Annotated in this window: 17 protein-coding genes; 3 read left to right on the top strand and 14 right to left on the bottom strand. The window is 56.3% G+C overall.

Annotated features, from left to right (window positions below):
* Positions 1-101: 101 nt before the first annotated feature.
* Together fre and ubiD are read right to left on the bottom strand one after the other, a co-directional pair.
* Positions 102-803 (bottom strand): NAD(P)H-flavin reductase, encoded by a 702-nt coding sequence (gene fre / locus ACQG0T_RS01180; RefSeq protein WP_003860778.1) that lies wholly within the window; start codon positions 801-803, stop codon positions 102-104.
* 39 nt (positions 804-842) lie between these two features.
* Complete coding sequence (gene ubiD, locus ACQG0T_RS01175; protein WP_032652159.1) at positions 843-2,339, bottom strand: 4-hydroxy-3-polyprenylbenzoate decarboxylase; 1,497 nt, start codon at positions 2,337-2,339, stop codon at positions 843-845.
* A gap of 169 nt (positions 2,340-2,508) precedes the next feature.
* Here ubiD and rfaH point away from each other — a divergent pair, with 169 nt between their 5' ends.
* Entirely contained in the window at positions 2,509-3,000 is a 492-nt protein-coding gene (gene rfaH, locus ACQG0T_RS01170) for a transcription/translation regulatory transformer protein RfaH (RefSeq protein WP_003860779.1), read from the top strand.
* Here rfaH and tatD read toward each other — a convergent pair.
* The 9 genes from tatD to udp all read right to left on the bottom strand — a co-directional run bounded on the left by tatD (position 2,997) and on the right by udp (position 10,906).
* Positions 2,997-3,779 carry a 3'-5' ssDNA/RNA exonuclease TatD gene (gene tatD, locus ACQG0T_RS01165; protein WP_059295485.1) on the bottom strand — a complete coding sequence of 261 codons (783 nt, stop codon included), beginning with the start codon at positions 3,777-3,779 and terminating at the stop codon, positions 2,997-2,999. The two genes, rfaH and tatD, sit on opposite strands and share 4 nt — an antisense overlap.
* Positions 3,780-3,820: 41 nt before the next feature.
* Positions 3,821-4,591, bottom strand: coding sequence for a Sec-independent protein translocase subunit TatC (gene tatC, locus ACQG0T_RS01160; protein WP_015569997.1), 771 nt, complete (start codon positions 4,589-4,591; stop codon positions 3,821-3,823).
* 2 nt (positions 4,592-4,593) lie between these two features.
* Positions 4,594-5,136, bottom strand: coding sequence for a Sec-independent protein translocase protein TatB (tatB, locus tag ACQG0T_RS01155; protein ID WP_003860783.1), 543 nt, complete (start codon positions 5,134-5,136; stop codon positions 4,594-4,596).
* Between the two features lie 3 nt (positions 5,137-5,139).
* The gene (gene tatA / locus ACQG0T_RS01150) at positions 5,140-5,394 is read right to left on the bottom strand and encodes a Sec-independent protein translocase subunit TatA (RefSeq protein ID WP_003860787.1); all 255 of its coding nucleotides are present in this window, start codon (positions 5,392-5,394) and stop codon (positions 5,140-5,142) included.
* Positions 5,395-5,470: 76 nt separating this feature from the next.
* Positions 5,471-7,111: a ubiquinone biosynthesis regulatory protein kinase UbiB gene (gene ubiB / locus ACQG0T_RS01145; protein ID WP_017694740.1), complete on the bottom strand. Its 1,641-nt coding sequence runs from the start codon at positions 7,109-7,111 to the stop codon at positions 5,471-5,473.
* Positions 7,108-7,713, bottom strand: a complete 606-nt coding sequence (gene ubiJ, locus ACQG0T_RS01140; RefSeq protein WP_023295740.1) for a ubiquinone biosynthesis protein UbiJ — start codon at positions 7,711-7,713, stop codon at positions 7,108-7,110. Before ubiJ ends, ubiB begins: the two co-directional genes overlap by 4 nt.
* 13 nt (positions 7,714-7,726) lie before the next feature.
* Entirely contained in the window at positions 7,727-8,482 is a 756-nt protein-coding gene (gene ubiE, locus ACQG0T_RS01135) for a bifunctional demethylmenaquinone methyltransferase/2-methoxy-6-polyprenyl-1,4-benzoquinol methylase UbiE (protein ID WP_003860790.1), read from the bottom strand.
* A 66-nt stretch (positions 8,483-8,548) separates the two neighbouring features.
* Complete coding sequence (gene rmuC / locus ACQG0T_RS01130; protein ID WP_017383581.1) at positions 8,549-10,006, bottom strand: DNA recombination protein RmuC; 1,458 nt, start codon at positions 10,004-10,006, stop codon at positions 8,549-8,551.
* Between the two features lie 138 nt (positions 10,007-10,144).
* A complete protein-coding gene (udp, locus tag ACQG0T_RS01125; RefSeq protein WP_003860792.1) occupies positions 10,145-10,906 on the bottom strand; it encodes a uridine phosphorylase in 762 nt (253 codons plus the stop codon).
* Positions 10,907-11,165: 259 nt separating this feature from the next.
* Here udp and ACQG0T_RS01120 point away from each other — a divergent pair, with 259 nt between their 5' ends.
* A complete protein-coding gene (locus ACQG0T_RS01120) occupies positions 11,166-11,972 on the top strand; it encodes a dienelactone hydrolase family protein (RefSeq protein WP_003860793.1) in 807 nt (268 codons plus the stop codon).
* Between the two features lie 47 nt (positions 11,973-12,019).
* On the opposite strand, the gene metE is transcribed toward ACQG0T_RS01120, so the two are convergent.
* Positions 12,020-14,281, bottom strand: coding sequence for a 5-methyltetrahydropteroyltriglutamate--homocysteine S-methyltransferase (metE, locus tag ACQG0T_RS01115; RefSeq protein ID WP_252051688.1), 2,262 nt, complete (start codon positions 14,279-14,281; stop codon positions 12,020-12,022).
* 116 nt (positions 14,282-14,397) lie between these two features.
* Here metE and metR point away from each other — a divergent pair, with 116 nt between their 5' ends.
* Positions 14,398-15,351 carry an HTH-type transcriptional regulator MetR gene (gene metR, locus ACQG0T_RS01110; protein ID WP_015570000.1) on the top strand — a complete coding sequence of 318 codons (954 nt, stop codon included), beginning with the start codon at positions 14,398-14,400 and terminating at the stop codon, positions 15,349-15,351.
* Here metR and ACQG0T_RS01105 read toward each other — a convergent pair.
* Together ACQG0T_RS01105 and yigL are read right to left on the bottom strand one after the other, a co-directional pair.
* Positions 15,239-16,138 (bottom strand): carboxylate/amino acid/amine transporter, encoded by a 900-nt coding sequence (locus tag ACQG0T_RS01105; protein ID WP_023295736.1) that lies wholly within the window; start codon positions 16,136-16,138, stop codon positions 15,239-15,241. The two genes, metR and ACQG0T_RS01105, sit on opposite strands and share 113 nt — an antisense overlap.
* Positions 16,139-16,220: 82 nt before the next feature.
* Positions 16,221-17,021 (bottom strand): sugar/pyridoxal phosphate phosphatase YigL, encoded by an 801-nt coding sequence (yigL, locus tag ACQG0T_RS01100; protein WP_015570001.1) that lies wholly within the window; start codon positions 17,019-17,021, stop codon positions 16,221-16,223.
* Between the last annotated feature and the right edge of the window lie 2 nt (positions 17,022-17,023).

Raw genomic sequence — 17,023 nt, 5'->3', positions numbered from 1 at the left:
AACGGGAACAAGAATAACGGCTATGCGCCGCCCATTTCAAGGTTAAATTTTCACCAGGCTAATGCCCGAGCGTAAAAAACCCGCCGAAGCGGGTCTCTCAATCAGATAAACGCAAACGCATCGCCAAACAGACGATCTTCCCGCGCATCACGCTCGTTGCAGAACAGGTCGCGGGCAATTTTTGCCATTTCAAAGCGACCGGCAATATAGATATCGTGCCCGGCCAGCGTCCCATGATCCTGCAATACCGCAGTCAGCACCGTACCGCTGCGCCCGCGCCAGCCCTCTTCCGGCTGCTCGACAACCGGCTCGATGCGCAGGTTTGGATGATTTACGCTCAGCGCTTCCAGCTCAGACAGATCGTAAAGATGCTTCTCTTCACGGCCGCCCCAGTAGATGGTGATATCGCGATTCGGGTTGCGCGCCAGCGCGGTCAGCAGAATAGAGCGGACATAAGAGAAGCCCGTGCCACCGGCAATCAGGATCAGCGGACGGTCTTCGTCTTCACGCAGCCAGGCCTCGCCATGAGGAATATCGACCACGATTTCACGCTCTTTCAGGATGCGGTCCATCACGGCCATCGCGTACAGGTTAAGCTCAGACGCACCAATATGCAGCTCAATAAATTCCTTCTCTGCTGGCGTTGAGGCCATAGAGAAAGGACGCTTATCACGCTCGTCCATCACGACCATCAGGTACTGACCGGCACGGAATGAGAAGGCCGCTTCAGGAACCAAACGGACGCGATATACGGTGTCGGTAATAGCATCTACCGACGTCACTTTACAGCTTAAGGTTGTCATTCGCTCTCTCTGTCGGGAAGTCTATAGGGCTAAACGGTCTTATTCTGCCTTACCGTTATTCATTATGGCCAGCTCGTCCCAGATCGCGTCAATTCGCGCGGTCACGGCAGGATCTTTTTCGATCGGGCGACCCCATTCACGGTCGGTTTCGCCAGGCCATTTGTTCGTGGCATCCAGTCCCATTTTTGAGCCAAGTCCGGAAACCGGCGAGGCAAAGTCCAGGTAATCAATCGGCGTGTTTTCCACTAACACCGTATCACGCGCCGGATCCATACGCGTGGTGATGGCCCAGATGACGTCATTCCAGTCGCGGGCATTGACGTCATCATCGCAGACAATCACAAACTTGGTATACATAAACTGGCGCAGGAAAGACCATACGCCCATCATCACGCGCTTAGCGTGACCGGCATACTGCTTCTTCATCGTCACCACCGCCAGGCGATACGAACACCCTTCCGGCGGCAGATAAAAATCAACGATTTCCGGGAACTGCTTTTGCAGGATCGGCACAAACACTTCGTTCAGCGCCACGCCAAGCACCGCCGGTTCGTCGGGTGGACGGCCGGTATAGGTGGAGTGATAGATGGCATCTTCACGCTGGGTAATGTGGGTGACGGTGAACACCGGGAAGTTATCCACTTCGTTGTAATAGCCGGTGTGGTCGCCGTACGGCCCTTCGGGCGCCAGCTCGCCCTGTTCAATGTAACCTTCCAGCACAATCTCTGCGCTGGCCGGTACTTCCAGGTCACTGGAGATGCACTTCACCACTTCGGTTTTGGTGCCGCGCAGCAGCCCTGCAAAGGCATATTCAGACAGCGTATCAGGAACAGGCGTCACCGCGCCCAGAATGGTTGCCGGATCGGCACCCAGCGCGACGGAAACCGGGAAGCGTTCGCCCGGATGGGCCGCGCACCACTCCTGGAAATCCAGCGCCCCACCGCGATGGGACAACCAGCGCATGATGAGCTTGTTTTTGCCAATTAGCTGCTGGCGATAAATGCCGAGGTTTTGACGCTCTTTATGCGGCCCACGCGTCACGGTGAGGCCCCAGGTGATCAGCGGTGCGGCATCGTCAGGCCAGCACTGCATGATGGGAATTTTGGTCAGATCCACCGCATCGCCTTCCAGCACTTTTTGCTGGCACGGCGCACCGCGCAGGCGTTTGGTGGGCATGTTCAGCACCTGCTTAAACTGCGGCAGCTTGTCGAACAGGTCGCGGAACCCTTTTGGCGGCTCCGGCTCTTTCAGAAAGGCCAGCAGTTTGCCCACTTCACGTAACGCCGTGACATCTTCCTGTCCCATCCCCAGCGCCACGCGGCGAGGTGTGCCAAACAGGTTGCACAGCACCGGCATGGCGTAGCCTTTTGGGTTTTCAAACAGCAACGCCGGGCCGCCCGCGCGCAGGGTGCGGTCAGCGATTTCTGTCATTTCCAGATACGGATCAACAGGAAGCGTAATGCGTTTGAGTTCGCCCTGCTTTTCCAGCAGCGCCAGGAAGTCGCGTAGATCGTGGTATTTCATGCAGTTAATCATGGCCTCTCTGTAAGCGCTTCATTATACGGCGTAAGACCGCGTGATGCTGTAATTTTGTTAAATTAGCGTGAACTTCCACGACTTACTCTCTTTTTCGCCATTATAATCACCTTAGCGATCCCGCCAGGGTTTTGGTATGCTTGCGCCCCGAACAATGGGAAGAGTGATTATGCAGGCCTGGTATTTACTGTATTGCAAACGCGGGCAACTTCAGCGCGCGCAGGAACATCTTGAACGTCAGTCTGTTAACTGCCTGACACCCGTGATCACGCTTGAAAAAATGCAGCGTGGAAGACGCACGACCGTCAGTGAGCCTCTGTTCCCGAACTATCTGTTCGTCGAGTTCGACCCCGAAGTGATCCACACCACGACGATCAGCGCCACGCGCGGCGTCAGCCATTTTGTGCGTTTTGGCGCCCATCCGGCAAGAGTACCGTCATCGGTTATTCATCAGCTTTCTGTCTACCAGCAGCCTGAAGATATTACCGATCCGGAAACCCCTTATGCCGGCGACAGCGTGGTGATCACCGAAGGCGCCTTTGAAGGGTTACAGGCCATCTTCGCTGAGCCGGACGGTGAAGCGCGCTCCATGCTGCTGCTCAACCTGCTGAACAAAGAGGTGTTGCAGAGCGTTAAAAACACCGATTTCCGCAAAGTTTAGAACTGCACGCCGAACAGACGACGCACGTTATCATCGGTTTGTGCTGCCAGCCACTGGGCATCTTCTCCGCGCCAGTGCGCCACTCGCTCAGCAATGTGCCCCAGGTAGGCCGGTTCATTACGTCGTGATGGCGGTTTGGGCTGCATATCCCGGGGCAACAGATACGGCGCATCCGTTTCCAGCAGCAAACGATCGGCCGGGATAACGGGTAACAGCTCACGCAGTTCCAGCCCACGACGCTCATCGCAGACCCAGCCCGTGATACCCAAATACAGCCCGCAGTTCAGGCAATCCAGCGCTTCCTGACGGGAGCCCGTAAAGCAGTGCAACACCGCGCCCGGCAGTTTCTCCAGCCAGGGTTCCAGTAGCGCCATAAAACGTTCATGCGCATCGCGACAGTGCATAAACACCGGCATCTCCAGCTCTGCTGCCAGCGCGAGCTGGGCGGTAAATGCCTTCTCCTGCTCTTCAGGCGTCGAGAAGTTACGGTTGAAATCAAGCCCGCATTCGCCAATGGCAACCACTTCTGGCGTTTGTGCCAGACGATGAAGCGCCTCAGCGCTTTCATGCGTCCATTGGCTGCTGTCATGAGGATGCACGCCTGCGGTGGACCAGCAGTGTTGATAGCGTTGCGCCAGCTGCCGTGCCTGCTCACTCTCATGCAGATTCGTTCCCGTCAGTAGCAGCCCACCCACGCCGGCGGCAAAGGCGCGCGCCACCACCTCATCGTGGTCTTTCGCAAACTGGGCGCTGGTGAGGTTAAGCCCGATATCAAACATACGTATCCCCATATGACAACCGCCCTGACGGGCGGTTGGTTTTATTCTTTAGTAGTCTCTTCAGACGGCTCGTCTTCTTCGTCCCGGGTACGCCCCTTTCCGACGTAGAAACGAGCGAAGAACACGCCGACTTCAAACAGGCAGTACATAGGTATCGCCAGTAAGGTTTGCGAGAAGACGTCCGGTGGCGTTAACAGCATACCTACGACAAATGCCCCCACCAGGATGTACGGGCGCTTCTTACGCAGATCGTCAGGCGTGGTCACCCCCACCCAGCAGAGCAGGACAATTGCTACGGGCACCTCGAAGGCGACACCAAAGGCCATAAACAGCGCCATCACGAAGCTGAGGTAGCTGGCGATGTCCGTCGACACCTGTACCCCTTCCGGTGCGGTATGCGTCAGGAAGCCGAAGGCCAGCGGGAAGACAACGAAGTAGGCGAACGCCATGCCGATATAAAACAGCAGCGAACTGGACACCAGCAGCGGAATAACCAGCTTGCGTTCATGCTTGTACAGCGCGGGCGCCACAAATGCCCAGACCTGATACAGAATGACCGGCGCAGAGGCAATCAACGACACCCAGAAGGTCAGTTTGATCGGGGTAAAGAACGGTGAAGCAACGTCTGTTGCAATCATCGTCGCGCCCAGAGGCATCTGTTTAATCAGCGGCGCGGAAACCACCTGATAGATATCGTTGGCAAAATAGACCAGACATAAAAAAATGAGGAAAACCGCAATAATGCAGTTTAACAGGCGCTTACGCAGCTCAATGAGGTGCGTAATAAGCGGTTGAGTATCATCTACTGCCATGTTTACGCTTTATCACTCGACGAGGGGGATGATTCGGAAACGGGCGCGGCGGGTTTTACCTCAGCCGTTTTGACCACGGGCTCTTCCGGCGGCACCTGCTTTTTCACTTCGGGCTCCTGCGGCGATTGCTCTGGCGAAGCAGCCTGATGCTCCGCGCTGGAAGGCGTTACACCCTCGCGCTGCTCTTCGCTACCCTTCACCACCGGATTGTGGATGGTGTTTGCTTCATCGCTCGCCTTCTCAGGATCGTTAATGCTGTAAGAACGCTTCATGGATTCCGCCGCTTCGCGCAACTCATCCATTGATGCTTTCAGCTCCGGCGTCAGGTTGTCCATGCTCGCCTTTTCAACCTTTTTCAGGCTGTCCTGAAATTCCTGAAGCTTCAGCTCCTGCGCCAGTTCGTTCTGCACGGTAGTTGCCAGCGAGCGAAGCGCCCGCACCCAGCCCACAACGGTTTTCACCGCAACGGGTAAACGCTGCGGCCCCAACACAATCAGACCAATCACAAAGACCAGCAGTAACTCACCAAAACCAATGTCGAACACGAATTACACCTGCTCTTTATCGTGACGTTTAGCCTCTTCCTTTTTGGCTTCGTCCTGCTTATCGGCGATGGATTTAGCGGTAAAATCAGCATCCTGACTGGTTTTTTCCTGCTTATTCTCATCATCGCTCATGGCTTTCTTGAAGCCTTTGATTGACGCGCCCAGGTCGGAACCAATCGATCCGAGTTTTTTCGTGCCAAACAGCAGCACAACGATGACGGCAATGATCACTAACTGCCAGATACTGATACCACCCATGCGTGTTCCCCAGTGATAGATGATTAATTAGTCAGATCGCATTATACGTATGCAATCTCTCGATAGCGACGCTAATTCAGCGCGTTTTTCGCCAGCCAGCAAGCCAGACAACCACACCGGCAGCCATAATCCAGGCTGGCATCATTTCCCAGTCCGGACGATTGATCAACAGCAACGTGCCGCTTATCAGCAGCGTCGCGCCAATTCCGAAGAGATAGCGGGACTGCCCCTGACGCACGCGACTGGATTGAAGCTCGTGCGCGATTTTATCCATGCTGTGCTGAAGGTTCTTGCTCTGACGCAAACTGTCGTAAACCAGTTCAGGAATTTCAGGCATTTTTTCAATCCAGAACGGGCCTTTCTCTTTAAGCGAGCGAACCAGGGCTGGAATACCGACCTGATCCTTAATCCAGGATTCGAGGAACGGTTTCGCGGTTTTCCACAAGTCTAACTGAGGATAGAGCTGGCGGCCTACGCCCTCAACGTAAAGTAATGTTTTCTGAAGTAAAACTAATTGTGGCTGCACTTCCATATTGAAACGGCGTGCGGTGTTGAACAGGTTGAGCAGGACGTGTCCGAAAGAGATCTCCGAGAGCGGCTTTTCAAAAATCGGCTCACAGACGGTGCGGATCGCAAATTCAAACTCTTCCACGTTGGTATCTGGCGGAACCCAGCCTGAATCCACGTGCAGCTCGGCCACCTTACGGTAGTCGCGATTGAAGAAAGCGATAAAGTTCTCGGCGAGATAACGCTTATCCTCTTTATTCAGCGAGCCGACAATACCGCAGTCGATGCCGATGTATTTCGGATCTTCCGGGTGCTCATAGCTGACGAAGATGTTGCCCGGATGCATGTCTGCATGGAAGAAGCTGTCGCGGAAAACCTGAGTAAAGAAGACCTGCACGCCACGCTCGGCCAGCAGCTTCATGTTGGTGCCCTGTTTTTCCAGCGCCGCCACGTCCGAGACCGGAATACCGTAGATACGTTCCATCACCATCATGTTCTGACTGCAATAGTCAGAATAGACTTCAGGAACATACAGCATCGGGCTGTCTTCAAAGTTTCGACGCAGCTGAATGGCGTTCGCCGATTCACGCAGCAGGTTAAGCTCGTCAATCAGCGTTTTTTCGTATTCCCGAACCACTTCCAGCGGACGCAGACGGCGACCATCCGGCAACAGACGCGGCACCCAGCGAGCCAGGCGATAAATCAGCTTCATGTCTGCTTTGATAACCGGCAGGATATCCGGACGAATCACTTTGATGACCACCTCTTTGCCATTTTCCTTCAGGCGCGCGGTGTGAACCTGCGCAATAGAGGCAGAGGCCAGGGGCTGAATATCGAAATCATCAAACCAGGTCTCGATGGGGATATTGCCCATCGCTTCTTCGATTTGTTTCTTCGCTCTCTCTCCGTCAAACGGAGCAACGCGGTCCTGCAATAGCGCGAGCTGATCGGCAATCTGCGGTGGGAAAAGGTCGCGACGTGTTGAGAGCATCTGCCCAAACTTGATCCAGACCGGGCCCAGCTCCTGTAACGCAAGACGCAGGCGTGCGCCCAGCTCCTGATCCTTATGGCGATTCGGCATCCAGAATAGCGTGCGACGCCAAAGCCGAAGCGGCAGGGTGATACGCATTCTGGGGATAAGCTCGTCGAGCCCGTAGCTCAAAAAGGTGCGAACGATAAAATAGAGGCGCCGAATTTCACCAGGCGTCATTTGCCCTCCAGTTTTTCCAGCCGTTTGGTTAACGCATCAACTGCGCGCTCAACTGCCGCGGTCTCTTCTGCAAACCAGGCGACTTCTAAAGGCCCCGGCGCCATACGCCACTCTTCGGTCAGCACCTCGGCAGCGTAGCGCTGTTGACGGAGCAGACCTTTACGAAGGAAAGCGGAACCCGTGCGCAGCGTTTTGCTTATACCTTCAGCCGCGATGTCGCCGATATAGGGCGCCATCAGTTCCGCCGGGTCGAATTCAGCCTGATCGCTGAGTGCAACGAAGTTCTGTACCACCTGAATATCGCCTTCGACCTCCAGCTCACCGCTGCGAATAAGCGCCGTCATCTGCTGACGGTCACGCAGTTTTGGCAATACGCTCATGTGCGTAATCACCGAGCAGTCAGCCTCGCCTTCCCACTCACCCAGAACGTCAAGCTGGCGTTCGCTGAAGACCAGCACAAGCGGCGTCGAGAACTCCTTTAAAACGATGCGCAGCACCTTTCCGTTAAGCCGCTGACGTGCGGTTTTCAACGCCGGAGCGCGATACAGAAAAGCATTCAGTACATTCTCGATGCCTGCGGTGACTAAGGGTTTAATGGGCACGGGAAACCTCCACTCAGAACTTGTAACCACGATGCAGCGCGACGACACCCGCCGTCATATTGAAGTATTCCACGTTTTCAAACTCCGCATCCTGCATCATCGCTTTCAGCGTGTCCTGATCCGGGTGCATTCGGATGGACTCGGCCAGGTAACGGTAACTTTCTGCATCGTTTGCCACCAGCTCGCCGATGCGCGGCAGAACGTGGAAGGAATAGGCATCGTAAGCTTTGCTCAGCGGGTCGATAATCGGTTTAGAAAACTCAAGTACCAGCAGTCGACCGCCCGGCTTAAGCACGCGGTACATGGAGCGCAGCGCTTTATCTTTATCGGTCACGTTACGCAGACCGAAAGAGATGGTGATGCAGTCGAACGTATTATCCGGGAACGGCAGCGCTTCGGCGTTGGCCTGAACATATTCAACGTTGCCTACCACGCCGATATTACGCAGCTTTTCGCGTCCCATTTTCAGCATTGAGTCGTTGATATCCGCCAGCACCACGCGGCCGGTTTCGCCAACCAGACGGGAGAATTTAGCGGTCAGATCCCCTGTGCCTCCGGCTAAATCCAGCACCGTTTGTCCACGGCGCACGCCGCTGCAATCAATAGTGAAGCGCTTCCACAAGCGATGAATGCCAAATGACATCAAATCATTCATCACATCGTACTTCGCCGCCACGGAATGAAATACGTGGGCCACCATGTCAGCTTTCTGCGCTTTGGCGACAGTCTGAAAGCCAAAGTGCGTTGTGTCTTGTGAATCGTCAACCATCTCAGAGCCTGCTAATCAGTCAAATGTTCGTGAAGTGTAACAGATTGGGCGCATTTGCCCTACGTTTCAACCACCGTGAAAGAAACGCGCCGGCTGCGCTTCGGGGGATAAACTCGCCGCTAAATCGTTGTCTTCATTGCGGCTATTTTGCTTACCGTCGCCTTCACGCAGACGAAACTCTTCGTCCTGAGCGGTAGCCTGCTCCACCAGTTCCGGATTAATCTCGCGTTTAACTTCCACCCCCAGGCTGCGAAACGCCTCCGCCTGCGCCAGCAAATTGCCACGCCCGGAGGAGAGTTTTTTCATCGCCTGGCGGTAGTTATCCTGCGCGCGATCCAGGCTTTGCCCCACCGAGGACATATCGTCCACAAACAGCCGCATTTTGTCGTACAGCTTGCTGGCGCGATCGGCAATCTGCTGCGCGTTACGGCTTTGGTGCTCATAGCGCCACAGGTTGGCAATGGTACGTAACGCCACCAGTAGCGTGGTGGGGCTGACCAGCATAATGTTATTTTTCAGCGCTTCGGTGATCAGTTCGGGCTGTCTGTCGAGCGCCAGCAGGAACGCAGGCTCGACCGGAATGAACATCAGCACATAATCCAGCGATCGCAGCCCCGGCAACTGCTGATAATCTTTTCTGCCCAACAGACGGATATGGTTACGCACGGAGGCGATGTGCTCCTGCAACGCTGTTTCGCGGGTGTAGTCATCCTCAGCGTTGAAGTAGCGCTCATAGGCCACCAGCGTCATTTTGGCGTCGATAACCACATCTTTGCCCTGTGGCAGACGAACAATGACATCCGGCTGCATCCGCGAGCGCGCATCGTTCTCAATGCTGACCTGCGTTTCGTATTCGTATCCTTCGCGCAGGCCAGAGGCCTCCAGCACGCGCGTCATGACCACTTCGCCCCAGTTTCCCTGCGCTTTGTTATCACCTTTCAGTGCGCGCGTCAGGTTAACCGCCTCCTGCGCCATCTGCGCATTCAGCTGCTGGAGATTACGAATTTCATGCGCCAGCGTGTGGCGTTCGCGGGCTTCCTGACCAAAGCTGTCCTGTACCTGACGGCGAAAGCCATCCAGCTGTTCACGCAGCGGCGTCAGCAGGCTGTTCAGGCTCTGGCGGTTCTGCTCATCCACGCGGCGATTGCTGTGCTCAAAAATGCGGTTCGCGAGGTTCTCAAACTGCTCGCTAAGACGCTGCTCGCTGTTGATCATCTGACGGATTTTGTCTTCGGCGTGCAGTTGGGTGGACTCAAGACGGGTGGTCACTTCACGGAGATCGGCCTCCAGCGAGGTATTGATATCACGCAGATTGCGCAGTTCGTTATTGAGCAGTTCGCATTCGTCGCGCCAGTGGTCACTCAGCGCAAGCTGTTGTTTCGTCGCGCTAAGTTCAGCGACGATCTCCTCGCGCTCTGCCAGCTGTTCGGCTTTCTGCTGCGCATGCTGGTAGCCGGAAATGAGCCAGCCAATTCCCACGCTCACCAGCGCAATCACTGCATAAATCAGGATTGAGATATCCACAATGCCCCCTGCATCAACGTATTACCGCACAAAATAGAATTGTGCTGTATGAACGTCCAGTTTGAAAGGGTTTTCCTGCGAGGCGTTACGCAAAAAGAAAAGGCCGAGCATGTCGACCTTTCAGCACTGAAGAGAGAATTAGATCAGGCGGCGCGCCGCTTCAACCACGATTTTCACCGCATGGCTTTCAGTCTGCTTCATGGTTTCAGCGTTCGGGATCTCCTGCTGAGTACGGTTGACGATAACGCCCGCCACCATACCGGCACGCAGACCCTGGCTTGCGCACATGGTCAGCAGCGTCGCAGATTCCATTTCGTAGTTCATGACGCCCATCGACTGCCACTCTTCCATGGAGCCTTTGAAACGGCTCACCACGCGACCAGAGAAGGTGTCGTAACGCTCCTGGCCCGGGTAGAAGGTATCGGAAGAGGCAGTTACGCCCACGTGGGTGGTTGCGCCCACGGACTTCGCGGCTTCAACCAGCGCGGTGGTGCATTCGAAATCGGCCACTGCCGGGAATTCCATCGGTGCAAAGTGCAGGCTTGCCCCGTCCAGACGCACGGATGCGGTGGTAACCAGCACGTCGCCCACGTTGATGTGCGGCTGAATGGCGCCTGTGGTGCCGATGCGCAGGAAAGTACGAATGCCCAGCTGCGCCAGCTCTTCAACGGCGATAGAGGTAGACGGGCCACCAATACCGGTAGAGCACACGATCACCGCTTTACCGTCCAGCTCTGCGCGCCAGGTGGTGAATTCGCGATGCGCTGCCAGCTTAACCGGCTTATCCATCAGCGCGGCGATCTTTTCCACACGCTCAGGATCGCCAGGGACGATAGCAAGCGTAGCCCCTTGTAAATCGTTTTTAGTGAGGCCGAGATGAAAAACATCAGACTTAGACATAGGTGACTCCTCTGTGGGTCGGTTTGTCAGAAGAAGTAAAACGGTACTTTACAGAAGCAATGTGCATTATTTCGTGACACACCTCACCATGAATGAAAATGATTGCAGTTAATTTCCATAAAATAGTGATTCACATCACATTAACAAGTTATATCGCCGGGTGCTGCACAAAAGATAGACGCTATAAGGCACTGTGGATTGTTAACCTGGTGTCTATATTTATCTTTGCGCTAATCCATTCATTGGTACGGAGAATGCCATGACTGAAAAAACCGGTTTTGCACCTGCTGCGGCCCCGCATGCTTCAACCATCGTCTCAACCCCTGAAGAGGCCATTACCGCAGGCGAGACCTCCATTCCCTCCCAGGGAGAGAACATGCCAGCGTACCACGCGCGGCCAAAATCCGCCGATGGCCCGCTGCCCATCGTGATTGTGGTGCAGGAAATATTTGGCGTTCATGAACATATTCGCGACCTCTGCCGCCGTCTGGCGCTGGAAGGTTACCTGGCCGTTGCGCCGGAACTCTATTTCCGTCAGGGCGATCCGAATGATTACAGCGACATCCCGACGCTGTTCAGCAACCTGGTCAGCAAAGTGCCGGACGCGCAGGTGCTGGCCGATCTCGACCACGTTGCCAGCTGGGCGGCGCGCAACGGTGGCGACCCGCACCGTCTGATGGTGACCGGCTTCTGCTGGGGCGGACGCATTAGCTGGCTGTATGCCGCGCACAATCCGCAGCTGAAAGCCGCTGTGGCCTGGTACGGTAAACTGGTGGGTGAAAAGACCCTGAACTCGCCGAAACATCCTGTTGATATCGCCACCGATTTAAATGCCCCGGTGCTAGGGCTGTATGGCGGCCAAGATACCGGCATTCCGCTTGATACCGTCGAGACCATGCGCCACGCGCTGCGGGCGGCAAACGCGAAGGCCGAAATCGTGGTGTACCCGGATGCGGGACACGCGTTTAATGCCGATTATCGTCCGAGCTATCACGCAGAATCGGCGAAAGATGGCTGGCAGAGAATGCTGGCGTGGTTCAGCCAGTACGGCGGGAAGAAAGCGTAATACAAAAAGCCCGGTGGCGGCTGCGCCAACCGGGCAATCCAGCCCCACTACGCCTGACGCAAATTCTGCGCCGCCTGTACCATGTTCGCCAGCGCCGCGCGGGTTTCAGGCCAGCCGCGGGTTTTCAGGCCGCAGTCCGGGTTTACCCACAGGCGTTCCGCCGGAATGCGCCGGGCGGCTTTTTGCAGCAGCGATTCAATCCACTCCACGCTCGGCACGTTAGGGGAGTGAATGTCATACACGCCCGGCCCGATTTCGTTCGGGTAGTCGAACTCTTCGAACGACTCCAGCAGCTCCATGTCTGAACGCGAGGTCTCGATGGTGATCACATCGGCGTCGAGCGCGGCAATGGAGTCCATGATGTCGTTAAATTCGCAGTAACACATGTGGGTGTGGATCTGCGTGTCGTCCTTCGCGACGGCCGCGTTGAGGCGGAACGCCTCCACGCCCCACGTCAGATAAGCATCCCAGTCGCTGCGACGCAGCGGCAAGCCTTCACGCAGCGCCGGTTCGTCGATCTGAATGATGCCAATCCCCGCCGCTTCCAGATCCGCCACTTCATCACGCAGCGCCAGGGCGATCTGTTTGGCGATGGTTTCCCGGGATACATCTTCACGCGGGAACGACCAGCAGAGAATGGTCACCGGCCCCGTAAGCATGCCTTTTACCGGTTTGTCGGTCAGAGACTGGGCATACTTCGCCCACTCCACGGTGATCGCCTCCGGGCGGCTGACGTCACCGATCACCACCGGCGGCTTCACGCAGCGGGAGCCGTAGCTTTGCACCCAGCCGTTCTGGGTAAAGACAAAGCCGTCCAGGTGTTCACCGAAGTATTCCACCATATCGTTACGCTCGGCCTCGCCGTGCACCAGCACGTCCAGACCCAGACGTTCCTGCTCGACGATCGCCTGTTTGATGTGCTCCGCAATGCCGGTGCGGTAGTGATTCGCATCCAGATTGCCCTTTTTGAAGTCCAGGCGCAGGCCGCGGATCTCGGTAGTCTGCGGGAAGGAGCCGATGGTTGTGGTCGGCCACGCGGGCAGGTTAAAGCGCGCACGCTGGGCTTCGGCGCGCACTTCATACGGGCTCTGGCGCTGGCTGTCCCGGGCAGTGATGGCTGCCAGACGTTTTTCCACCGCCGGGTTATGCACGCGCGTCGAGTGACGGCGCGCCTGGATCGGGGCGCTCCAGTCGGTAATCGCTGCCGTGTCGCCGCTGTTCAACGCGTCGCGCAGCAGAGCCAGCTCCTCACACTTTTGCAGGGCAAAGGCAAACCAGCTTTTCACCTCAGGGTCGAGTCGGGTCTCCACGCTCAGGTCGATCGGGCTGTGCAGCAGGGAACAGGAAGAGGCTACCCACAATTCACGTTTACCGACAATCTCCTTGATTTGTACATATTTCCCGGTGAGATCGGTACGCCAGACGTTACGACCATTCACCAGACCGGCAGAGAGCAGCCACTCCGCAGGCAGACGCTTGTGCAGCTCTGCCACATCGTCTTTGCCGTGAACGAGATCAACGTGCAGACCCTGAACCGGCAGCGCGGTAATGGTGTCGAGGTTCGGCGTTACGCCCTCGAAATAGGTGGTCAGCAGCAGCTTCACCTGGCCCGTGAGCGCGTCATACGCCGGTTTGAAGGCATCCAGCCACGCCTGCGGCAGCTCAAGCACCAGCGCCGGTTCATCGATTTGCACCCACTGAATACCGCGTTTGCCCAGCTCAATCAGCACCTGCTTATAAACCGGCAGAATATCGTTCAGCAGGCTGAGGCGGTCGAACTGCTCGCCTTTCACTTTGCCCAGCCACAGGTAGGTGACCGGCCCCAGCAGCACGGGTTTCACCTGGTGACCCAGCGCCAGCGCTTCGTCCACTTCATCCAGAAGCTGGGTCCAGGTCAGTTTGAACTGCTGGCCCTTAACGAACTCCGGCACCATATAGTGATAGTTAGTGTTAAACCACTTGGTCATTTCCGCCGCTGCCGCTGGCTCACCCGTTGGCGCGCGGCCACGGCCGATGCGGAACAGGGTATCGATATCCACCGATCCATCGTTGTTCTGATGACGAGCCGGCACGTTGCCAAGCAGCAGGCTGGTGGTCAGAACATGGTCGTACCAGGCGAAATCGCCCACCGGCAGCAGATCTACGCCCGCCTGTTTTTGCTGATCCCAGTGACGCGCGCGCAGCTCGCGCCCCACCGCCAGCAGTTCTTCGCGGGTGGCGTTACCCGCCCAGTAGCTTTCTTGCGCTTTTTTCAGCTCGCGACGCAGGCCAACGCGAGGGAAACCGAGAGTGTGAGTGCGGATTGTCATGGCATACCCCTTGTAGAAATTCGTTATTTAGACGTCCAGATGTTTACACTTCTATAATTGGCAGGTACTGTATATTCCTCAAGCGCAAAATGTTCATGGCGAAGTGAAGGACTTTCATGATCGAGATTAAACACCTGAAAACGCTACAAGCGTTGCGGAACTGCGGTTCTCTTGCGGCGGCAGCGGCCACGCTGCACCAGACTCAGTCTGCCCTTTCTCACCAGTTCAGCGATCTGGAACAACGCCTCGGCTTTCGTCTTTTTGTGCGTAAGAGCCAGCCTTTGCGCTTTACGCCGCAGGGCGAAATTTTGCTTCAGCTGGCGAACCAGGTGCTGCCGCAGATTGCCAGCGCGTTGCAGTCCTGCAACGAGCCGCAGCAGACCACCCTGCGCATCGCCATTGAGTGTCACAGCTGTATTCAGTGGCTGACCCCCGCGCTTGAGAACTTCCGCCAGAAGTGGCCGCAGGTGGAGATGGACTTCAAATCCGGCGTCACGTTTGATCCGCAGCCGTCGCTTCAGCAGGGTGAGCTGGATCTGGTGATGACCTCAGATATTCTACCGCGCAGCGGTCTGCACTATTCGCCAATGTTTGATTTTGAGGTGCGTCTGGTGCTGGCCCCGGACCATCCGCTGGCCGCTAAAACGCGTATCACGCCGGAAGATCTGGCAACGGAGACGCTGCTGATTTACCCGGTACAGCGCAGTCGTCTGGATATCTGGCGCCATTTCCTGCAACCCGCGGGCATCAGCCCACAGCTGAAAAGCGTGGATAACACGCTGCTGTTAATTCAGATGGTGGCGGCCAGAATGGGGATTGCGGCGCTGCCGCACTGGGTGGTCGAGACGGTTGAACGCCAGGGTCTGGTGGTCACCAAAACCCTGGGTGAAGGACTGTGGAGCCGGCTGTACGCCGCCGTGCGCGACGGCGAGCAGCGTCAGCCGATTACGGAAGCGTTTATTCGCTCAGCGCGGAACCACGCGTGCGACCATCTTCCGTTTGTGCGGAGCGCGGAGCGACCCAGCGGCGATGTACCCACAGCGAAGCCAGGATCACCGTTCCCCCAATAAGGAAACTCGGCCAGTGCGGCTGCTCCTGCCAGATGGCGAGGTTCACCAGTAGCCCCGCCGGCACGTGCACATTGTTCATGATCCCCAGCGTCCCGGCGTCTACCTGCGTAGCGCCGTAGTTCCACATAAAATAGCCCAGCCCCGACGCCACCACGCCCAGCCAGACCAGAACGCTCCACTGCACGGAGGTAGTCGGCAGCTTTTGCGGATTGCCGAGCAGAAACCACGCCGCTACCGCGACAATCGCCGCGCCCATATAGAACCACGCAAACGCGTTATGCTGCGGCATCGGGCGGGTCTCCATCAGACGTTTGTAACCCACCATCCCGATGGCAAAGCTGATATTAGCGAGCTGGACGAACATCAGCCCGGTCCAGAAGTGATCGCTTACCTTGTCATAGCGAATAATCGCAGCGCCAATGACTGCCAGCGCAGCGCTCAGCAGATATCCCCAGCGCAAACGGCGCCTGCTGAGCAAGTCATAAATCAGCGTGATGTAGAGCGGCGTCAGCACGGTGAAGAGCAGAAATTCCGAGACGGACAGGTAAACGTAGGCCCGGAAGCTGAACAGGTACATGATGCCGAGCTGCATCGCGCCTACCAGCATGTACAGTAGTATCGTTTTTAGCGACTGCCCGCGGGTACGCAGGAACGGCAGGAACACCAGCGCCGCCAGCCCCACGCGCATCAGTACCGAGAAGTAGCTGTCGACCGATCCGGCAAGGTATTCGCCAATCAGACTAAAGGAGAAGGCCCACAGGATAGTGGTGATAATGAGTAGCGCCACAATGCTTGTCTCTCAGAAAGAAGGAGAGGCATTGTAGCGAACTCTTTAGTTGACATCTGAACAATAAACAATCAATTGAAGATTATTCAAGGAACAGTTTGCGCAGATACTTAGGCACGGCGTTATCGCCGTTGGTGCCGATCACTTCCAGCTCCGGGTGCAGATCTTTCAGGCGCTGGTGCGCGTTCTGCATGATGCAGCCTTTACCCGCCATGGAGAGCATCTCGGCATCGTTCATGCCATCGCCAAAGGCGATACAGTCTTTCAGATCAAAGCCCAGCCGTTTCGCTACCGCTTCCAGCGCGTGACCTTTGGACACCCCGCCCGCCATCACTTCCAGACAGGTCAGCGTGGAGAAGCTCACGTTCACGCGGTCGCCCCAGCGGGCGTTGATCGCCTGCTCCAGCGGCAGTAACTCCTCATGATTTACACAGGTGAAGAATACCTTGCTGATCCCTTCCGGCTCCAGCAGACCCGGCTCGTACAGTGAGTACTGGAATACGGCTTCCTTGAAGAAGCGCATCTCTTCCGGGCGATGGCGGTTCATAAACCACTCGTCGTCGCGGTAAACGTTAGTCACGATGTCCGGGTTGTTATGCACAATGCCGAACAAATCGGTGGCGATGTCACGATCGAGATTATGGGTAAAAATCAGGTTGCCGTCCGTGTCATGTACGCGCGCACCGTTAGAGGTGATCATGTACGACTTGATCTCCAGGTTATCGCGGATCTGTCCCACGTCCACGTGGTGGCGACCGGTGGCGAACACAAAGTTCACGCCGCGGGCAGTCAGGAGTTTTAGGGTCTCTTTCGCATAAGGCGACAGGGTGTGGTCGGGGGAAAGCAGCGTGCCATCTAAATCAGATGCAACAACCTGGTACATAG

The sequence above is a fragment of the Enterobacter cloacae complex sp. 302F9 genome, assembly GCF_050030335.1.
GTDB lineage: Bacteria > Pseudomonadota > Gammaproteobacteria > Enterobacterales > Enterobacteriaceae > Enterobacter > Enterobacter hormaechei_C.
This window is presented reverse-complemented; position numbering and strand designations above follow the sequence as displayed.